This window comes from Pantoea sp. SOD02 (genome assembly GCF_024707505.1).
GTDB classification, from domain to species: Bacteria; Pseudomonadota; Gammaproteobacteria; order Enterobacterales; family Enterobacteriaceae; genus Pantoea; species Pantoea symbiotica.
The window spans coordinates 879559-898346 of sequence record NZ_CP102605.1; the positions used below are offsets into that span (position 1 = coordinate 879559).

Annotated in this window: 19 protein-coding genes; 11 read left to right on the forward strand and 8 right to left on the reverse strand. The window is 56.0% G+C overall.

Annotated features, from left to right (window positions below; genetic code table 11):
• Nucleotides 1–281: 281 nt before the first annotated feature.
• From NR302_RS23440 to NR302_RS23460, 5 genes are all read left to right on the forward strand, one after another.
• On the forward strand, nucleotides 282–1295 hold the full coding sequence (locus NR302_RS23440; protein WP_179452421.1) for a LacI family DNA-binding transcriptional regulator: 1014 nt from the start codon (nucleotides 282–284) through the stop codon (nucleotides 1293–1295).
• A gap of 17 nt (nucleotides 1296–1312) precedes the next feature.
• Complete coding sequence (locus NR302_RS23445; protein ID WP_179452422.1) at nucleotides 1313–2137, forward strand: sugar phosphate isomerase/epimerase; 825 nt, start codon at nucleotides 1313–1315, stop codon at nucleotides 2135–2137.
• Between the two features lie 206 nt (nucleotides 2138–2343).
• Entirely contained in the window at nucleotides 2344–3072 is a 729-nt protein-coding gene (locus NR302_RS23450; RefSeq protein WP_154190835.1) for a gluconate 2-dehydrogenase subunit 3 family protein, read from the forward strand.
• A gap of 18 nt (nucleotides 3073–3090) precedes the next feature.
• Nucleotides 3091–4860, forward strand: coding sequence for a GMC family oxidoreductase (locus tag NR302_RS23455; RefSeq protein ID WP_258145505.1), 1770 nt, complete (start codon nucleotides 3091–3093; stop codon nucleotides 4858–4860).
• 2 nt (nucleotides 4861–4862) lie between these two features.
• Nucleotides 4863–6176, forward strand: coding sequence for a cytochrome c (locus NR302_RS23460; protein WP_258145506.1), 1314 nt, complete (start codon nucleotides 4863–4865; stop codon nucleotides 6174–6176).
• Nucleotides 6177–6232: 56 nt separating this feature from the next.
• Here the strand turns inward: NR302_RS23460 and NR302_RS23465 are convergent, their stop codons facing one another.
• The gene (locus NR302_RS23465; RefSeq protein ID WP_258145507.1) at nucleotides 6233–6697 is read right to left on the reverse strand and encodes a heme-degrading domain-containing protein; all 465 of its coding nucleotides are present in this window, start codon (nucleotides 6695–6697) and stop codon (nucleotides 6233–6235) included.
• Nucleotides 6698–6779: 82 nt separating this feature from the next.
• Nucleotides 6780–7130, reverse strand: a complete 351-nt coding sequence (locus tag NR302_RS23470) for a cupin domain-containing protein (RefSeq protein WP_258145508.1) — start codon at nucleotides 7128–7130, stop codon at nucleotides 6780–6782.
• Between the two features lie 238 nt (nucleotides 7131–7368).
• On the opposite strand from NR302_RS23470, the gene glsB reads away from it, so the two are divergent.
• The 3 genes from glsB to NR302_RS23485 all read left to right on the forward strand — a co-directional run bounded on the left by glsB (nucleotide 7369) and on the right by NR302_RS23485 (nucleotide 10858).
• Complete coding sequence (glsB, locus tag NR302_RS23475) at nucleotides 7369–8292, forward strand: glutaminase B (RefSeq protein WP_175501710.1); 924 nt, start codon at nucleotides 7369–7371, stop codon at nucleotides 8290–8292.
• A 346-nt stretch (nucleotides 8293–8638) separates the two neighbouring features.
• Nucleotides 8639–9055, forward strand: a complete 417-nt coding sequence (locus NR302_RS23480; RefSeq protein ID WP_008108007.1) for a DUF2946 domain-containing protein — start codon at nucleotides 8639–8641, stop codon at nucleotides 9053–9055.
• Nucleotides 9056–9127: 72 nt separating this feature from the next.
• Entirely contained in the window at nucleotides 9128–10858 is a 1731-nt protein-coding gene (locus tag NR302_RS23485; protein WP_258145509.1) for a DUF2534 family protein, read from the forward strand.
• Between the two features lie 48 nt (nucleotides 10859–10906).
• On the opposite strand, the gene NR302_RS23490 is transcribed toward NR302_RS23485, so the two are convergent.
• From NR302_RS23490 to NR302_RS23500, 3 genes are all read right to left on the reverse strand, one after another.
• Entirely contained in the window at nucleotides 10907–11923 is a 1017-nt protein-coding gene (locus tag NR302_RS23490) for an NAD(P)-dependent alcohol dehydrogenase (protein ID WP_258145510.1), read from the reverse strand.
• 151 nt (nucleotides 11924–12074) lie between these two features.
• Nucleotides 12075–13091 (reverse strand): NAD(P)-dependent alcohol dehydrogenase, encoded by a 1017-nt coding sequence (locus tag NR302_RS23495; protein ID WP_008108001.1) that lies wholly within the window; start codon nucleotides 13089–13091, stop codon nucleotides 12075–12077.
• A 122-nt stretch (nucleotides 13092–13213) separates the two neighbouring features.
• Nucleotides 13214–13483 carry a hypothetical protein gene (locus tag NR302_RS23500; RefSeq protein ID WP_008107999.1) on the reverse strand — a complete coding sequence of 90 codons (270 nt, stop codon included), beginning with the start codon at nucleotides 13481–13483 and terminating at the stop codon, nucleotides 13214–13216.
• A 280-nt stretch (nucleotides 13484–13763) separates the two neighbouring features.
• Between NR302_RS23500 and NR302_RS23505 the strand changes: the two genes are divergently transcribed.
• The 3 genes from NR302_RS23505 (at nucleotide 13764) to NR302_RS23515 (ending at nucleotide 16118) form a co-directional block, all read left to right on the forward strand.
• Nucleotides 13764–14324, forward strand: a complete 561-nt coding sequence (locus NR302_RS23505) for a hypothetical protein (RefSeq protein ID WP_008107996.1) — start codon at nucleotides 13764–13766, stop codon at nucleotides 14322–14324.
• Between the two features lie 115 nt (nucleotides 14325–14439).
• Nucleotides 14440–15363, forward strand: coding sequence for an extracellular solute-binding protein (locus NR302_RS23510; RefSeq protein ID WP_258145511.1), 924 nt, complete (start codon nucleotides 14440–14442; stop codon nucleotides 15361–15363).
• Nucleotides 15363–16118: a molybdenum ABC transporter permease gene (locus NR302_RS23515; protein ID WP_258145513.1), complete on the forward strand. Its 756-nt coding sequence runs from the start codon at nucleotides 15363–15365 to the stop codon at nucleotides 16116–16118. Before NR302_RS23510 ends, NR302_RS23515 begins: the two co-directional genes overlap by 1 nt.
• 33 nt (nucleotides 16119–16151) lie before the next feature.
• Here NR302_RS23515 and NR302_RS23520 read toward each other — a convergent pair whose 3' ends face one another.
• The 3 genes from NR302_RS23520 to NR302_RS23530 form a co-directional block, all read right to left on the reverse strand.
• Nucleotides 16152–16622, reverse strand: a complete 471-nt coding sequence (locus NR302_RS23520) for a heme-binding protein (protein WP_008109237.1) — start codon at nucleotides 16620–16622, stop codon at nucleotides 16152–16154.
• Nucleotides 16623–16708: 86 nt separating this feature from the next.
• Nucleotides 16709–17320 (reverse strand): response regulator transcription factor, encoded by a 612-nt coding sequence (locus tag NR302_RS23525; RefSeq protein ID WP_258145514.1) that lies wholly within the window; start codon nucleotides 17318–17320, stop codon nucleotides 16709–16711.
• 4 nt (nucleotides 17321–17324) lie between these two features.
• Nucleotides 17325–18632, reverse strand: coding sequence for a sensor histidine kinase (locus NR302_RS23530; protein ID WP_258145515.1), 1308 nt, complete (start codon nucleotides 18630–18632; stop codon nucleotides 17325–17327).
• Nucleotides 18633–18788: the final 156 nt, after the last annotated feature.

Here is an 18788-nt window from a genome sequence, read left to right on the forward strand (position 1 = left end):
TGATGTTTCTTGCTTTGTGGTGAGCAAAATGTCGGCGAAGACGGCTTTTTAGTCAATCTGGCAAAGTGCAAATCAGCGAAAGCGATCACAAAAAGTTAATGAAATGCACCCGATTGCAAAAAACGTTGCAATCGGGTGCAAAGATCAAACATAATCGCAACATCATAAAAACAGGGTTAATTGTCGCGCTTTACGCCAAATGCGTGCGCTTAGGTGTTTATTTTCCGTTGGGTTTCACGTTCAATGCTGGGGGTCTCCGCTTTTTCCCCTATGCAGGTGCTATGAGTAAACCAACCGCAAAATCCCACAAAGCCACCGCCAGCGATGTGGCAAGACTGGCTGGCGTCTCGAAATGGACGGTGTCGCGTGCCTTTACGCCCGGCGCGTCCATTTCCGAGAAAGCGCGCGAACGCGTCATCGCCATTGCCACCGAGTTAGGTTATCGCCCTAATCTGCTGGCGCGTAGCCTGTCACAGAAGAAGACACAGATTATTGGCGTGGTGATCGACGAGCTTAAAAATCCGCACTCGATGCTGATGCTCGACACCGTCACCCGCCAGCTGCAGCAGCGCGGCTACATGGCGCTGCTGCTGAATATTGGTAGCGGTGAAAACTACCGCGCGGTGCTGTCGCTGGCCGATCAGCTTCAGGTCGATGGCATGCTGTTTCTCGGCACGGTGCTAAGTGATGAACTGATCGCCGTGGCGCGTGAAATGCACCACATTCCGCTGGTGCAGGTGTGCCGTAACAACGACGAACCCGGCATTGAAGTGGTCAATGTCGACGGATTGCAGGCGGGCAAACAGCTGGGCGAACTGCTGCTGGCGCAAGGTTATACGCGCATCGGTTACATGATGGGACCGGCCACCAGCAGCCATCACACGCTGCGTTTAGAGGGTTTGCAACTTGCGCTCAACCAAGCCGGCTTAGCGCTGGAAGTGCTGCTCACCGCCGGTGAATACGCCCGCGAACGCAGCTACGACGTGTTGACCGACTATCTCAACGCACAAGCGCCCGACCAGCGGGTTGAAGCGCTGTTTTGTGAAAACGATGTGCTGGCACTCGGCGCGCTGGCGGCACTGCGTGAAGGTGCAGGCAACAAATTTATGGCGGTGGTGGGTTTCGATGACATCGACGAAGCCAGCTTGCCCGGCTGGCAGCTCACCACCTTCAGCCAGCGTATTGATTTGATCGTCACTGAAGCCCTGAACCGGCTGATTGATGAACGTGCCACTCCGGGTGGCGTTTGGTCTCAGGGAGAATTGCGTATTCGACGCTCTCACCTGAAGCCGTGAGGTAACAAGGAGGAGAGATGAAGTTGTCGTTGCATGGCGTGTCTGTTTGGTACAGCAATGCCGTCACTCAGTTACGCATCGCCCATGAGACAGGCTTTAGTGGGCTGGAAATCCTGCCAGAACATCTGTATCGCTATCTGGAAAACGGTGGCAGCTATGCTGCCTACCGCGAGCTGATGGCGAAATACAGCGTCGATATTACCTGCATTAATGCGCTGAAACGCATTGGTCGCCATGAACCGCAAGCACGCGCTGAGCTGCTGCGCGAAGCGGAAAAAATCTGCCAGGCCGCAGTGGAGCTGCGTTGCCCGGTAGTGCAAATCATGGCGCTGACCGAACTCGATCACCTTTCCGCTGCCGAGCGTGATGCCATCCTGCTGGAGAATATCTCCGCCATCGCCGATATCGGCGCACCGCACGGTATCAAATTCCAGATTGAAGTCGTCGCCTTCACCGCGTTCAATTCGCTGCAACACGCGCTTGATCTGATTAAACAGAGCGGCAAAGACAACCTCGGCGTGGTGGTGGATTTCTGGCACCTGCATGCTGGCGGCGGCACCACGCCTGCCGAAGTGGCGCGCATGGATAAAGATCTGATTTACGGCGTGCATTTCTGCGATGGTCGCGCAGCTAAACCGGGCGAAGCCTGGGATGAGTGGGTACAACGCGACTATGCGCCAGGCGAAGGTGATGTCGATATTGCCGCCTGGGTGGCTGCGGTGAAAGCCACCGGCTACGACGGCGTTTGGTCGCCGGAACTGTTAAGTCCGCAAAACTGGGAAGACGATCTGTGGGATATTTCCCGTCACTGCTATGAAGATATGAATAAATATATTCATTAACATAAAGAGGGCCCGATAAACGGGTTTCTTGCGAATACGGTCACCATAAATGGCGACCGTACATTTCCTACCTCTAAAAAAATAATAACGAACGCAGATTCGTCGCTAGCGCCTGCGCGCTATTTAGCGCGATGTCATCGCGTCTGAAATATCTGAACGTCGTGCTCTGTCAATATTCATTTCTTGAAGATTAAGGGATAAGAAGTATGAACCGAAGAGAAGCGCTCTTTTCGCTCAGTGGAATTGTGGCATCCCTCGCCGTCGCGCCGCAACTGCGGGCGAAAGAGCTGCACAATGTCCCGCTGGAAACCAAACTCAGCCCCGATCACCTGCCGCAACCCGCATGGCAAGACGGTTATCAGGTGCTCACTAATCCGCTGGATCGCCAGAATCTGGCCGCCATTTTTGATCGTCTAATTCCCGCCGATGATCTTGGCCCATCCGCCAGTGAAGCAGGCGCAATCGAGTTCCTCGATAACCAGTTAGCCGGAGATTATGGCTCCGGCGCGGCGCTCTATTTGCAGGCGCCGCTGCATCCGGAAAATGAAGCGGCGTTGATGGGCAGCCCGCAATTTCTCACGCCACCGAAAGCGCGCTATTTAACCGGCTTAACCGCGCTGGAAAAGTGGGCGCAGCAACAGCATCAGGCTTCATTGCATACCTTATCAGCTGAACAGATCGATATATTCCTGACGGCAATGGAAGACGGCAAGATCGATTTAGGAAAAGACGTGAATAGCCAGGCGCTGTTTGAATTAATGCTACAAAACGCGCGCGAAAGCTATTTAGCGGATCCGATTTATGGCGGAAATAAAAATATGGTGGGCTGGAAAATGATCGGTTTTCCTGGCGCACGCTATGACTATCGCCCTTATATCGAACGCCGCAACGAAAATCTGGCGCTTATTCCCGTCAGTCTGATTCCTAACGATTAAATAGCCGGAGCTGAGTCAATGTCATTAGTAAGAAATAAAGCTGATGTGGTCATCGTCGGCTTAGGTTGGGCCGGTTCGGTGATGGCGGAAGAGTTAACCCGCGCGGGACTTAACGTGGTCGCCATCGAACGCGGTGCCTGGCGCGATACCTCGACCGATTTCCCGGTCGCCATTGATGCCGATGAACTGCGTTTCCACACGCGCCGCAAAATCCTGCAACCGATGAGCGTTGAAACCACCACCTTCCGCAACCGCAGCGATCAGCTGGCGGCGCCGGTGCGTAACTGGTCGGCGTTTCAGTTTGGCTGGAACGTGGGCGGTGCCGGCACGCACTGGGCGGGCATGTCATGGCGCTTTACGCCGTGGGATTTTGAAGTGGCGAAGCAAACCCGTGAACGCTACGGCGCGAAGAAGATGCAGGGTTTGCAACTGCAGGATTGGGGCGTGACCTACGACGAAATGGCGCCGTTCTACGATCGCTTCGAGCGTATTGCGGGCACTTCCGGTATCGCGGGCAATCTCAACGGCCAGCCGCAAAAAGGCGGAAATATCTTCGAAGGCCCGCGTTCGCGCGACTATCCTACTCCGCCGCTGAAAGATACGCATTGGATGAGCAAGTACCGCAAAACCACCGAGAGCATGGGATATCATCCGTTCACGGTGCCTGCCGGTAACTTGTCGCAAGCCTATGTGAATCCGCTCGGCGTCAGCATGGGTCCGTGTACGTATTGCGGCTTCTGCGACTTCCACGGCTGCGGCAACTTCTCCAAATCATCGCCGCAAGCCTGCATTCTGCCGGTGCTAATGCGCCGTCCAAACTTCACGCTGCTGACCGAAACTGAAGTGCTGCACGCCGTGAAGCATGACGACGGTAAAACAGTAAAAGGCGTGAAATTCATTACCCAGGATGGCGTGGAAGGCTTCCAACCGGCGGATATCGTCTGCATCACCGCTTATCAGATGGATAACGTGCGCCTGATGCTGCTCTCCGGCGTGGGCGAGCAATACAATCCGCTGACCGGTCGCGGCACCATTGGCCGTAACTACAACTACCAAACCTGCTCCAGCGTCACCGGCTTTTTCGATAACGAATACATGAACCCGTTCATCGGCGGCGGCGCATTGGCGGTGCAGATTGATGACTTCAACGGCGATAACTTCGACCACAGCGATCTCGATTTCATCGGCGGCGCGGGCATTATGGGCTTCTCCACCAACGGCCGTCCGATTCAGAACATGAACGGCCTGCGTCCGGGCACCAAACGCTGGGGCAGCGAGTGGAAAGCGGGCTACAAGCGCGATTACCAAACCGCCGGCACCATCTTTTGCCAGGGCACGTCGATGCCGATGCGCGAAGCCTATCTCGATCTCGATCCCAACTACAAAGACCGTCACGGCCAGCCGCTGATCCGCACCACGTTCGACTGGAACCAGAACGATGTGCGCATGGCGAAGTACGTCACCGATCGCGCCATCAACATCATGAAAGAGACCGGCGGCCAGCATATCGTGGTGGATAACCAGGCGGAGAAAAGCTGGAATCCCTACCAGCAGCACAGCTCGCACACCATTGGTGGCGCGGTGATGGGCGCCGATCCCAGCACCTCGGCGCTTAATCCGTATCTGCAAAGCTGGGATGCGCACAACCTGTTTGTGGTCGGCGCATCCGCCTTCCCGAACAACGGAGGTTATAACCCCACCATCACCATTGGTGCGCTGGCGGTGCGCGCCGCGCAGGCGATCCACCAGAAGTACATCAATAATCCGGCACCGCTGGTGGGGGCGTAATCATGGCGAAAGCAAAGAAAATTACCTACACGCTCGCCGCGCTGGCGGTAATTGCGGGCATCGCGGCGTCGGGCCGTTTGTGGGTGGTGTTAGACAGCGCGCGCTCCAACGTTGCCGACAACAAGGTGCAGCTGGCCGATTTCCACAGTAACGATGATGCCGCCATCAAACGCGGTGAGTACGTGATGCGCCTTGCCGACTGCGCCGCCTGTCACAATGCGGACTTCTCCGGCGGCTACAAAATCGATACGCCCTTTGGCACGCTGCAGACCTCGAACATTTCACCGGATCGTGAAACTGGGATCGGCAACATGACCGAGCGCGATTTCTTCAACGCGGTGCGTCAGGGACGCGGCGAACACGGCTTCCTCTATCCAGCGATGCCGTACACCGCTTACACCCAAATGAGCGATGGCGATATGCACGATCTTTGGGCCTACTTCTCGGCGCAAAAACCGGTGCACAACGCCATCGATGAGAATGCGGGCATGAATTTCCCGTATAACATTCGTCTGGCGATGGCGGGCTGGAACCTGTTGTTCTTCGATAACAACGCGTTCAAGCCACAAACTGCGCAGAATGACGAGTGGAATCGCGGCAAATACATCGTTGATGGTCCGGCGCACTGTAGCGTTTGTCACACCGCGCGCAACGCGCTGGGCGGCGAAATCAGCAGCCAGTACCTGCAAGGCGGCAATCTGGGAAGCTGGTACGCGCCGGATATCACGCCAAATCCTCACGCTGGCATTGGCAAGTGGAACGATGAGCAGATTGCTGATTACCTGAAAACCGGCTCTAACGGCGAAAGTGTGGCGGCAGGTCCAATGGCGGAAGCGGTTGAGCACTCCACACAATACTTCAACGATCGCGATTTGCACTCTATCGCCACTTATCTGCGCAGCTTACCGGCCTCTTCCACGCCGAAATCCGCCGGGTTTGTGATGGATAAAACCCGTCACGATCAGGCGGCACTGCGCTATGAGGTGGATTGTTCCGCGTGTCACGGGTTGTCGGGCGAAGGTATCACCGGCATGGTGCCCGCCTTTGCCGGCAATGGCGCGATGCAGAACGATCCCACCAACATGATTCACGCGCTGCTGGACGGTGCCCGCGCACCGCACACCGAAGGCCGCCCCACCTCCGCAGGCATGCCGGCATTCTCCTGGAAGCTCAACGATCAGGAGATGGCGGATGTGCTGAACTACGTGAGGAATTCGTGGGGAAATCAGGCTGCGGAAGTGAAGGCCAGCCAGGTCGCGGATCTGCGCAAAACCACCGGCGCAGGCGATAAGCTTAAAGTCCCGGCAATGAAATAGCGTTTGTTCCCCGTAGGGTCGCCATTCATGGCGACCATTTTTATCGATAACCTGTATCAACGCAGCAGCTGGGCAATCCCCCACAGCGCTAACGCATGATCGTCTTCGGAGGGTAAACCGCTGATGGTGACTGCACCGATAATCGCGCCCTGAGCAGTAAGCAGCGGGAAGGAGCCACCGTGATCGGTGTAATCTTCCTGGCGAGTGTAACCCTGCTGCGCCATCAGCTCGCCCTTCTGCTCGTTAAAAAGTCCCACATACATAGATGAATGACCGGTCAGCAGCACGGTATTGCGCTTGCGACGCATCCATTCCAGGTTTTCTGGGGCGGATCCTGGCAACGCAGCCAAAAACAGCACCTGTCCAAATGCATAGACTTCGATAGCCACAGGCGCATTGTCTTCACGGGCACGCTGCTGGATGCTTTGGCCGATTTGCCACGCTAAATCGAAATCAAACTGCGGTAAACGATGCTCAGCTTCCTGCTGCAACAGGATTTCAAGGGACGGCAGCGATGACATGATAGGAACCTCTCAATTTGAAATAAATTTTCCATATTTTATAACATGGAAGATATTTTTCGCACGTGATGAGCTTCTCAGTTCAGATTTCGCTAACCGGAATCGCACCGTAATGCACCGCGAGCCACACCGTTGGGCCGCTGCTGTCCGTCCAGTTGACGCGATGGCGGCAGCCTGCGGGAATGTTCACAAAATCGCCAACCTGCAAGTGACGCTCCTGCGCTTCCCCTTCCAGTTGCAATCCTGCCGATCCTTGTAAAACCATCACCCATTCACCTTGCGTCTGGCAGTACCAGAATTCCGGCGGACTGGCTTGCCCGGTGGAAACGATGCGTTCGATATGCAGATTGGGCTGCGTTAGCAGCGCTTCGAACGTCTCTGCGCTGCCGTTCTGTGCGGCGGCGGGAAAATCGCGAAACAGGTTGGTTATCATCGCGCGGGCTCGACATTTGATGAAATCAGCTCGCACTGTAACGCAGGCTTCACCCAGAAGGCTCACAGAATTTCGCGCCGCCGATTGACGCGCTGCACGCAAATCACCATCATCCTGGCCACGAATGTCCAGACTTGTCAGAGACGTGCGGGTAGGTCGCCATGAATGGCGCCCCTACGAATGCCCGGCGTCAATTTTCGTAGGGTGCGCATTCATGCGCACCAGCAGGAGCGTGAAGGTGTCGGAACTCAGTAATGCATTGCTAGAAGAGATTGTCAGCGAAGTTCGCCCGCTCACCCAACAGGGAAAAGTGGCGGATTATATTCCGGCGCTGGCCGACGTGGATGCCGATCAGCTCGGTATCGCCATTTGCACGCCTGACGGACGCTGTTTTCAGGCGGGCGATGCCGCAACGCGCTTCTCCATTCAGTCGATCTCCAAAGTGCTGTCGCTCAGCGTGGCGCTCACCTTGTATGAGGACGGCGAAATCTGGCAACGCGTCGGCAAAGAGCCGTCCGGCCAGGCGTTCAATTCGCTGGTGCAACTGGAGCTGGAACAAGGAAAACCGCGCAATCCGTTTATCAATGCCGGTGCGCTGGTGATGTGCGATCTGCTGGAAAGCCGCCTGACAGCACCGCGTCAGCGCATGCTGGAAATTGTGCGTCGTCTGGCGCAGCAAAATGACATCAACTATGACCGCGTCGTCGCGCGCTCTGAATACGAACATTCGGCACGCAATGCCGCCATTGCCTGGCTGATGAAATCCTTTGGCAACTTTCATAACGATGTCAGCAAAGTGATGGAAACCTATTTTCACTACTGCTCGTTAGCGATGAGCTGTGAAGAACTGGCGCGCACCTTCCTCTATCTCGCCAATCAGGGCCGCACACAGGATGATGAATCAGCGGTGATCTCGCCGCGCCAGGCACGTCAGGTGAACGCCTTGATGATGACCAGCGGCATGTACGATGGTGCCGGAGAATTCGCCTGGCGCGTGGGTATGCCGGCGAAGTCGGGCGTCGGCGGCGGCATTGTCGCGGTGATCCCCGGCGACATGAGTATCGCAGTCTGGTCGCCCGCGCTGGATCATTCGGGTAACTCCTTAGCAGGTACCGCGCTACTGGAGAAACTCACCGAGCGGCTGGGAAGATCGATTTTTTGAGGCGTCTTCAATTACCGCACAAGCCGTAGCGGCGGGATTGAACGCGCACTTAGTATCCAGGTGCGCATGAATGCGCACCCTACGGGGTTTTGTAGGGTCGCCATTCATGGCGACCGACCCACGTTAACGTGCATCACATAATAAGCGCGCCCATTCACTCCAACATCTGGCCCTAATGTTTCCACTCTGTTTTTAACAGGTTGCATTAACGTTAACAGCCGCATCTCTTTAAGTGATAATTTTCAAAAGGTGCGAATTTTTCCTTAAATAACCTTAGTTTTTTTAACCCGCCAACGGCATTCGCGTTACACTTCCGCCTCATTTACGGAATCATCCACTAGCAACCATGACGTTTACACATCACTTCCGCCAACGTTTAACTGCCTGCGTCGCCATTGTGGCGGTGCTGCTGCTGTTCGTCGCGCCGATTGTGTCGAAAACCTTGATGGAGCGTCAAAGCCAGCTGCTGGCGATGCCGCAGCACAGCATGATGGATAGCTCAATGAGCCATCATGAAATGATGATGGCGGATATGTCGATGCCCGGCATGAGCCATCACATGATGGACGACGGCGAGTTTGCCTGCGGCTATTGTGATCTGCTGGTGCATGTCCCGCTCTTGATGTGGGTGTTTATTCCGTTCATCTGGCTGATCATGGTGATCTCGCGCGCCCCGCCGCTGCCCCGCGTGGTTGCGCCGATTGTGCGTCGCTTTAGCAGCATTCATCGTCCGCGCGCCCCGCCTGCACCGCTTTCCTGCTGACCCCATTTATTGCAGCGCACGCTCAGCTTGAGCGATGTGCTAAGACAATTTCTTTTTGGAAGGAAGACGGCTTTGTCTGCTGCTCACTCTGCAGCACCGCGCGGCGCGGTGCTTAATTTGCTACGTCGCTTACATTTTTATATTGGTCTGTTTGTCGCCCCGTTCATCTTCGTTGCGGCGCTCAGCGGCACCCTTTATGTGTTAACGCCCCAGCTGGAAAACCTGATTTATGCCGATGCGCTGACTGCTGAACCACACGGCAACGCGCAGCCACTGTCAGCGCAAATCAGCGCGGCCCGCACTTATGCGGGCGAGAATCAGCACATCTACGCGGTGCGCCCTGCGCCGGGTGCAACGGATACCACACGCGTGCAGTTCAGCGATTCCACACTCGGTGCATCGCTGTCGCGCGCGGTGTTTATCGATCCTTATAGCCTGAAAGTGAAAGGCGATATGCCGGTCTACGGCACCAGCGGCGTACTGCCGTTACGCACCACCATCGACTTACTGCACAGCAGCCTGCTGCTCGGCGATTTCGGTCGCAACTACAGCGAACTGGCGGCGTCCTGGCTGTGGGTAGCCGCGCTGGGCGGCGTGGTGCTGTGGCTGGGAACGCGTCCGAAACGTAAGCTGAAACAGCCGCGCAGCGGCTTCGCCTTCAGCCGCCACTGGCACGTTACGCTCGGTCTGACGCTGGCAATCGGTTTGGTATTCTTCTCGGTGACCGGCCTGACGTGGTCGCAGTGGGCGGGCGGCAATATCGATCGCATGCGTACTGAACTGAACTGGCTGACGCCACAGGTGAACACCTCGCTCAACAGCGATGCACCGGCAGCACCGGCCGATCCGCACGCCGAGCATAAGGCGGATATGTCGGGCATGAGTATGCCGATGTCGTCGATGACTAAACCGGTAGCGGCGCCCGCCAAACCGGTGCGTAATAACGCCGCCGATGCCGACTGGGATCGCGTGCTGCATGCGGCGCGTCAGGATGGACTGAGCGCGGCTAAGCTCGAATTGCGTCAGCCAAAAAGCGCCGAAAAAGCGTGGGCGGTGACGGAAATCGATCGCAGCTGGCCAACGCACGTGGATGCGGTGTCGGTGAATCCGCAGGACTTTAGCGTGGTCGATCACGTCTACTTTGCCAGTTTCCCGCTGGTGGCGAAGCTGACGCGCTGGGGCGTTGATGCGCACATGGGCGTGCTGTTTGGTTTGCCTAATCAGCTGTTGCTGGCGTTCTTTGGCCTCGGTTTGTGCAGCATGATTGTATTCGGTTATCGCATGTGGTGGATTCGTCGGCCAAAAGATGTGGAAGCGAATCCGGCGCAAACCCTGACCGAAACCTGGATGGCGTTACCGCATTACGCCAAAGGTGCCTGGTTGATGCTGGCGCTGGCGCTGGGTTATGCGCTGCCGGTGATGGGCGCGAGTTTGCTGGCGTTCCTGCTGCTGGACATCCTGCGCTGGCGTAAACAGCAACGCGCCCCGCTCGATGAAGCCGCGCTGCTGGCCTCACAGCAATCTCCGCTGGGCATCATTCGCGCGCGATTTGCCGTGAAGCGTAAAGAGATGCGCTACTTCCTGCGGGGTTTGTTTATTCTGGCGCTGATTGTCGGCACGGTGATGAGCAATGCGATTATCGGCGGCGTCATCGATCAATATGGCATTCCGTTCAGCCACTGGTCGCTGACCATGTACATCACGCAGGGCTTTATGATTGCGTTGTACACCACGGTGTTTACCGCACTGACGTCAATTCCGCTGTGGTATTTCTTCCTCGGCGAAAAGGATGATCGAGGCTGATTTCGTAGGGTCGCCATTCATGGCGACCTTATTACCAACCGCACCCTGTTAAAAATCCGCCTTCAACACCACGCGATAATTCGCTTTCCCGGCGCGCAGATGTTCCAGCGCTTTATTCACCTGCGACATCGGGAACGCTTCCACTTGCGGCGCAATATCAGTACGCGACGCCAGCTTCAGCAACGCCCGCAATTGGCCCGGTGAACCGGTTGACGATCCGGTTAACGCGCGGTCACCGACAATCAAACTAAACGCCGGCACTTCAAACGGCTTCATCACCGCGCCCACGGTATGGAACGCGCCACGGCGCGCCAGCGCCTGATAGTATGGCTTCCAGTCCAGATCCACCGCCACGGTGCTGATGATCAGATCAAACTGCCCTGCCAACTCGCTCAGCGCCTGCGGATCGCGGCTGTTTACCACCCGATCGGCACCCATCGCTTTAATCGAATCGGTTTTCGCGGCTGAAGAACTGAACGCCGTAACGTGCGCGCCCATCGCCCGCAGCAGTTTGATCGCCATATGGCCTAAACCACCAATGCCGATCACGCCGACGCGGCTGGTGGCGGAGATGTTGTGCATCAGCAGCGGTTTAAACACGGTAATGCCGCCGCACAGCAACGGCCCGGCGGTGGCGATATCCAGCGCGTCCGGCAGTGGAATCACCCATTGCCAGTTAGCGCGCAGGTGGCTGGCAAAGCCGCCGTGATTATTGATGGTGGAGGTTTTGCCGTTTTCACAATTCACCTGATCGCCTTCGATACAGGCATCGCAGTGCTGGCAGCTTTTCGCCGTCCAGCCAATGCCCACGCGCTGGCCGATGTGCAGCCCTTTGTTTTGCGCCGCATCACCCAAAGCCACCACGCGGCCAATCACTTCGTGACCCGCAATCAGCGGATAGCGCGAGCCGCCCCATTCGTTATCGATCATCGACAAATCGGAATGGCAGACGCCGCAATAATCCACCGCGACCTGCACATCTTCAGCGGCCAGTGGACCGGCATCATATTCGTAAGGCACCAGCGCCTCACCCGCTTGCAGAGCGGCATAGCTGGAAATTTTCATTGCTGTCCTCGATTTGGATTGGCTGACAGCAGTTTATCAAAGCGATGCGTAATTATATGCCGAACAATCAGGGGATTAAGATAGTGAATGCTGTTTGGAAGGGAGGTGCGATAGGTAAATCGGTGCGCATTATTGCGCACCGAACAACGTATTAAAAATCTGCTTTCAACACTACGCGGTAATTGGCTTTACCGGCGCGAACGTGATCCAGCGCTTCGTTGATTTTGGACATTGGGAACTCTTCCACCTGCGGCGCGATATCCGCACGCGATGCCAGTTTCATCAGTGAACGCAGCTGGCCTGGTGAACCGGTAGAAGAACCGGTCACCGCGCGATCGCCCATAATCAGGCTGAACGCCGGCACTTCAAACGGCTTCATCACTGCGCCGACGGTGTGGAATTTACCGTGCGGAGCCAGCGCCTGGAAGTACGGTGCCCAGTCGAGATCCACTGCCACCGTGCTGATGATCAAATCAAACTGCCCAGCCAGCGCGTTAAGCGCCTGAGGGTCGCGGCTGTTGACCACGCGGTCCGCGCCCATCGCTTTGATCGACTCGGTTTTGCTGGCGTTGGAGCTGAATGCCGTCACTTCCGCACCCATCGCACGCAGCAATTTAATCGCCATGTGGCCCAGACCGCCAATGCCGATGACGCCAACGCGGCTGGTTGCGGTGACATGATGCATCAACAGCGGTTTGAATACGGTGATGCCGCCACACAGCAGCGGGCCCGCCGAAGTGTAATCCATCGCTTCCGGCAGCGGGATCACCCATTGCCAGTCGGCACGCAGATGGCTGGCAAAACCGCCTTTGTTCATGATGGTTGGCACCGAACCGTTTTCACAGTTGACGTGCTCGCCATTGATACAGGCGTTACAGTGCTGGCAGCTTTTGGCCGTCCAGCCGATGCCCACGCGCTGGCCCACTTTCAGGCCTTTGTTTTGCGCCGCGTCGCCTAAGGCGCTGATGCGACCAATCACTTCGTGGCCGGCAATCACCGGGAACGAGGAGATGCCCCACTCGTTATCAATCATCGACAAATCTGAGTGACAAACACCGCAGTAATCGACCTCAACCTGCACCTCTTCAGCAGCCAGTTCACCAGCTTCGTACTCGTGAGGCACCAGCGCTTCACCCGCGTTCAAGGCGGCATAACTTTTGATTTTCATTACTGTCCTCTGTATCCAGGTTTTTGACAGGGCAAGTCTAGCAGAGCGTGTTTCCCGCTCTTGACCATAAATCCGTCACTTAGCCGCTTTAACGCGTTTAAACCGCTGAAAAGCATCAAGGGTTAAAGCGGATCGTGATTAATCGGCGTGCGATAGGCGACGCGCGCCTCTTCAATCAGTTGGCTGGCAGTTACCGTCGGCGGCAAGCGCGTCAGCACTCTGCTCGCTTGCCAGTAACACAACACCATTAATTCATCGGATTCGCTCTCCGCCATCTCCAACAGCCGCTCGCGCAGAGTGGGAACGTCCAGCGTTTGATGTTCGTCCATTAACTCAGCAATGGTTTCGTTGAGAACCTGATGAATGATTTTCCAGGAGAGATTGGCAAACACATTGAACCTCGATGCTCTTAACGTTTGGCTCCAGGCAAATGAACTAAAAATGCTACAAGTAAGAAGATTGAAACAGGATTAACTATAGCCGCTTATTTTCTGTGCAAAGCTGCTGCGAGCCGAGTTTCTTGTAGCTCGCGGATCTATAAAACGATTTTTCTTTCGCCACATTTGCAGCAATCGAATGGCTTTGTAACAAAAAAGCACAAGCCCGCACTGGCTGTCCACGCAGCGCTTTGCCAAAGTAAGGCAACTTTTATCGCTGCAACAGGGAATTACCATGAGCCAATCCACCGCATTACACGCCGATCCGCTGGTTTGGGGCCACGGCCCGAAAGTGTTTGAAGTATTTCTGGAACCGACCTGCCCGTTCTCCGTTCGCGCATTTAACAAGCTCGACGCGCTGCTGCAATTAGTGGGTGAAGAGAAGATGACGTTAAAAATCCGTTTGCAATCACAGCCATGGCATATGTATTCCGGCGTGATTGTGCGCTACATCCTTGCCGCCTCTACCTTGCCTGAAGGCAAAGCAGCAGCTAAAAAGGTGCTGCAAGCGGTGGCCGATCATCGTGAAGAGTTTGAGTTTACCGATCACAGCCACGGCCCGAATATGGATGCCACGCCGAATCAGATTCTCGATCGACTGGAGCAGTACAGCGGCGTTAACGCGCGCGAACCGTTCCTGCGTGCCGAACTGCAGAATGAGATTAAATGGCACAGCAAATATTCACGGCAAAATGGCATCCACGTTTCACCAACCTTTATTACCAACGGTTTGGTGCAGCTGGATATCGGCAGCGGCGACGAGATTGAATCCTGGGCCAAACGCATTCTCGCCTAAGCGCGTCGGCCCGTTGTGGCGGGCCTTTGGTATGATTTCGCAATAGATTTTCGCTTGCACTGCTTGCCTCAATTCCGATAATCGCTATCTACCTAATTATATAGCGAGAAAGGGAATGCGATTTACTCACCTCACCGCGCTGCTGCTCACTGCCGGCGCGGGCTTTAGTCTGCATGCACAAGCGGATACCGATATCCGCGTGACCTACGCCGGTTCAATGGGCAAAGTGATGGACCAATCATTAGGTCCAGCCTTTGCTAAACAAAATAACGGCACGTATGAAGGTCAGGGCCAGGGCGCTTATGGCATGGCGCGCTTGCTGGCGAGCAAAAAAATCACCGCCGATGTGTTCGTTTCCATCACGCCGGGGCCGATGCAGATCCTGAAAGATGCTGGATTGATTGATGATGCGATCCCGGTGGCAAGCACCAGCATGGTGGTGGCGTATAGCCCGAAAGGAAAATACGCGCAGCAGTTCGCGCAGGCCAAAGGTAGCGACGCCAGCTGGCTGAAGGTGCTGGCAACACCGGGCATTAAGTTTGGTCGCACCGATCCAATCAACGATCCAAAAGGTCAGAACATCATCTTTACCCTGCTGCTGGCCGAGAAGTATTACCAGCAGCCGGGCATTGCCGATAAAATTATGGGCGGCTATCAAAATCCGGCACAAACCCACCTGGAAGGCGGCCTGCTAACACGGCTGGAAAGCGGCCAGGTTGATGCCGCCGCCGGTTACGAGAGCGAAGTGATCTCCGCGCATCTGCCGTATGTGGCACTGCCCGACGAGATTAATCTGAGCAATCCGGCGATGGCGAAGCAGTGGTACGACAAGGTGAGTTTCAGTGTGAAAGACAGCGCGGGCAAAGACAAAGTGCTGCACACGCAGCCGCTGGTTTACTACGCCGCCGTGTTGAAAAATGCGCCGCACGGCGCTGCAGCCGGCAAAGCCTTTGTCGATTTCATGCTGAGTCAGCCGGGTCAGGCGCTGTTTAAACAGAATGGCTATGCCGCGCCGAAAGGCGGTTCGATCTACCCATAATGAAAACCCGTCACGCCACCGCGCTGTGGCTGTCACTGCCAGCACTGCTGTTGCTGGCGGTGCCTTTTCTCACGCTGATTGGCGTCACCAACTGGCAGCATCTGCAACTGGCGTGGGGCGATGGCAATGCTATCGCTACGTCGCTCGGTTTGGGTGTGATCGCGCTGTTGCTGATTTTTGTCAGTGGATTGCCGCTGGCATGGTGGCTGTCGCAGGCGCGCGGTCGGATGCGATTAATCGTCGAACTGCTGGTGATGATCCCACTGCTGACGCCGCCGCTGGCGATGGGGATTTTGTTGGTGAGCGCTTACGGGCCGTATAGCTTGCCGGGCGAACTGTTGGGGAAGTTTGGCTGGACGCTGGTGAATAATCCGGCCGCGTTTATTCTGGCGCAATGGTACGGCGCGTTGCCCTACTTCGTCACCACCGCACGTTCGGCGTTTGCCGGTGTGCCAAAGCCGATTCTGGAAGCGGGCCGCACATTGGGCGCGTCGCCGTGGCAGCGTTTCTGGCGTCTATCGATCCCACTTGCTGCGCCTGGACTGGCAACCGCCAGCGCACTGGCGTGGGCGCGTGCCATGGGCGAGTTTGGCATCGTGATGATCTTCGCCTATTTCCCGCAGGGCATGCCGGTTCAGCTATATAACAACCTGCAAAATAACGGCATCGACGCGGTGTATGTGCTGCTGTGGTTGATGCTGCTGTTTACCTTGCCAATGCCGCTGATCTGTTTTGCGCTGTTGCGCCGCATGTAACCAGGTCGCCATGAATGGCGACCCTACACTTTGTTATAACGCTTTCAGCGCATCCATCGCGCAGGCTTCATCCAGATTGCCGCCTGGCGCGCCGCCAATGCCGATTGCGCCAATTACCTGATCGCCGCTTTTCACCGGCACACCACCCGCCAACAGTAGGAAGCCAGGAATATCACGCATATTCTGCGCACCAGCATTATTCTGCGCCGCTTCCATTACTTTACCGCTTGGGTTTTTGGTGCTGAGCGCGGTGTAGGCTTTCATCTGGCTGGCTTCCACGGTGTGCGGACCGGCGTTATCCATGCGCTGCACCGCTTTTACCACACCGGCACGATCAACCACGGTCACGGCAACGTTGTAGTTTTTCGCCGCGCACGACTGAATCGCGGCGCTCGCCAGCTTCTGTGCATCAGCCAGTGAAAGGTTGGATTCGGTTAATGCAGCGTGGCTGCCGAAGGAAACAAAGGCCGCCGCAGCGGCAATCAGAGAAAGGCGGATGTTCATGTGTCACTCCTGTTTAATAGTGAGTGACACTTTAAAGCGCGGCAGAGAAAAGAAATATTCGGGCGATTACCCGTTCATCCAGGTAGTTATACCTGGTTCAGCTGCTGCCAGGCGTGAATCAGTTGCGCGAGATTATTGAGTTCCAGTTTGGCAAACACTGCCGCACGATGCGCTTCCACGGTGCGCGGTGACAGCGATAAATCACGCGCGATCTCTTTGCTGGTTTGCCCGGCAATCATCAGCTGCATCACTTCAGTTTCACGCGCCGATAGCAGCGCAAACCGCGCCTGCAATCCCTGTTGTGACTGCCAGCGCTCGGCGCGTTGTTCACTCTCGTTGAATGCCAGATGAATGGTTTCCAGCAGCGGTTCTATATCCAGCGGCTTGGTGTAGAATTCAAACGCGCCCTGACGAAATGCGCGACGACAGGCATCAATAGTGCCGTGACCGGTCATGATGATCACCGGCAGCAGCGGATGGCGATCGCCCTGCTCTGCCAGCCAGCTCAGGCCGCTAATACCCGGCATGCGCACATCCAGTAGCAAACAGCCGCGCAGCGGTTCCTGCGCTTGCGTGGCCGCTTCAAATGCGGCCAGATCGGCAAAATCGGCCACGTCATATTCCAGCGTTTTAAGCAGAAAACCGAGCGATTCACGCACGGACAAATCATCATCCACTAACCAAACCTTTGCGACCATTCCGTTACTCCGCCAGTTGGAAAATTAAGGTAATCTCCGCGCCGCCTGCAGCGCGATTTGCCAGCCGCAGCTGGCCGTTCATGCGTAACATCAAGCTCTCGACCAGCGTCATGCCTAACCCCATGCTGTTGGCGCGCGAGCTGTAAAACGGCATGCAAGCCTGCGCTAATCCTTCCGCAGAGAAACCGGGACCGTTATCGCTGATGATGATTTTGATGCCGTGTGGAACATGTTCCGATGCAATCTTCACCCACGCATCAGGGCGTCCTTGCTGCATGTGAATGGCGTTTTGCAACAGGTTGTGGAACACCTGTTCCAGCCACTGTGGATCGCTCAGCACTTTTGCCTGACCGTGCTGGAACTGCTGACGCAGCGCGACATCGCCATCATCCAGTTCCTGTTGCAGCAGCAGCGTCACGCGCCGCCAGATGGCTTCCGGATTCACAGCGCTCATCGCCACCGGACGTTCGCTCACAATGTCGCGAAAACGTTGCAGCAACGCGGCAAGGCGCTCGGTTTGCAAGCTCATCGCATTAAGCGCCTGTGGAAGATTTTCGTGTTTACCCTGCTTCAACAGTAACTGACTGCTATGCAACCAAGTGTTAATGGCGGTCAGCGGCTGATTGATTTCATGAATGATGCCGGCGGTGAACTCGCCCAGCGCTTCACGCCGCGTACGCTGGAAATAGTCCGCGCGCAGGCGCATCTCCACATGCTGACGCCAGTGACGCAACAGCCACCATCCCAAGCCGCCAATCACCAGCCATAACAGCAGCGCCAGCGTAAATGGCAGCATATGCAGCGCACGCCAGTCGGGATTGGCGCTGCCTTTCAGCAAGAACGGCTGATAGTGATTGATGAACGGTCGCTGCCATTGCCAACGCGCCGAGTCCGAATAGTTCGCTGTCTGCATGGCGGGCGGCGCGTGGATATGAAACGCCAGCGCCAGCGCCACATCCGAGGTTTGCAGGGCAAAGTGCAAATCGATCAGCATACGAATCTGGCGATAAGGATTGTAGAGCCAATAGCGCCCGCCGCTCACTTCTTCAAAACGTGGCGCGGTTAACGGACGATTTATGGTGTGTTCCAGCAGGACAAGCTGCGGAAATTTGCTCTGCAAAGCAGCGAGATCCTCATCGCCATTCAGCAGCGGCAGCAGCGTTTCGTTCTGCGTCTGAAAGGTCGCGAGGCGGTTAAATTGCTGATTAAAATGCGCTTCGCCCACACGCTGCTGTTGCAAAATTTGATCGGCAAATAACGCTATCAAGGTGATCAGCGTTAACAGTAGCCAGACCAGCCAATACCTTTTCATCCATGGTCGGTAAGTGTGCGGCATAGAATTCCGTGGTTATGCAGTAAAGAAGTACTCCAGCAAAGGAGGCCTGACTAAAGTCAAACGTTGTAACCCGCGCCGTATTGGGATTCAACGACTTTTCCCGGTCGGCGCGTGTTTTCAGAAGTCTGCCTG

Bases quoted from the DNA above. Each gene is read 5' to 3' on its own strand.
- NR302_RS23440 (WP_179452421.1), top strand. From the start codon at position 282: ATGAGTAAACCAACCGCAAAATCCCACAAAGCCACCGCCAGCGATGTG.
- NR302_RS23445 (WP_179452422.1), top strand. From the start codon at position 1,313: ATGAAGTTGTCGTTGCATGGCGTGTCTGTTTGGTACAGCAATGCCGTC.
- NR302_RS23450 (WP_154190835.1), top strand. From the start codon at position 2,344: ATGAACCGAAGAGAAGCGCTCTTTTCGCTCAGTGGAATTGTGGCATCC.
- NR302_RS23455 (WP_258145505.1), top strand. From the start codon at position 3,091: ATGTCATTAGTAAGAAATAAAGCTGATGTGGTCATCGTCGGCTTAGGT.
- NR302_RS23460 (WP_258145506.1), top strand. From the start codon at position 4,863: ATGGCGAAAGCAAAGAAAATTACCTACACGCTCGCCGCGCTGGCGGTA.
- NR302_RS23465 (WP_258145507.1), bottom strand. From the start codon at position 6,697: ATGTCATCGCTGCCGTCCCTTGAAATCCTGTTGCAGCAGGAAGCTGAG.
- NR302_RS23470 (WP_258145508.1), bottom strand. From the start codon at position 7,130: ATGATAACCAACCTGTTTCGCGATTTTCCCGCCGCCGCACAGAACGGC.
- NR302_RS23480 (WP_008108007.1), top strand. From the start codon at position 8,639: ATGACGTTTACACATCACTTCCGCCAACGTTTAACTGCCTGCGTCGCC.
- NR302_RS23490 (WP_258145510.1), bottom strand. From the start codon at position 11,923: ATGAAAATTTCCAGCTATGCCGCTCTGCAAGCGGGTGAGGCGCTGGTG.
- NR302_RS23495 (WP_008108001.1), bottom strand. From the start codon at position 13,091: ATGAAAATCAAAAGTTATGCCGCCTTGAACGCGGGTGAAGCGCTGGTG.
- NR302_RS23505 (WP_008107996.1), top strand. From the start codon at position 13,764: ATGAGCCAATCCACCGCATTACACGCCGATCCGCTGGTTTGGGGCCAC.
- NR302_RS23510 (WP_258145511.1), top strand. From the start codon at position 14,440: ATGCGATTTACTCACCTCACCGCGCTGCTGCTCACTGCCGGCGCGGGC.
- NR302_RS23515 (WP_258145513.1), top strand. From the start codon at position 15,363: ATGAAAACCCGTCACGCCACCGCGCTGTGGCTGTCACTGCCAGCACTG.
- NR302_RS23520 (WP_008109237.1), bottom strand. From the start codon at position 16,622: ATGAACATCCGCCTTTCTCTGATTGCCGCTGCGGCGGCCTTTGTTTCC.
- NR302_RS23525 (WP_258145514.1), bottom strand. From the start codon at position 17,320: ATGGTCGCAAAGGTTTGGTTAGTGGATGATGATTTGTCCGTGCGTGAA.
- NR302_RS23530 (WP_258145515.1), bottom strand. From the start codon at position 18,632: ATGAAAAGGTATTGGCTGGTCTGGCTACTGTTAACGCTGATCACCTTG.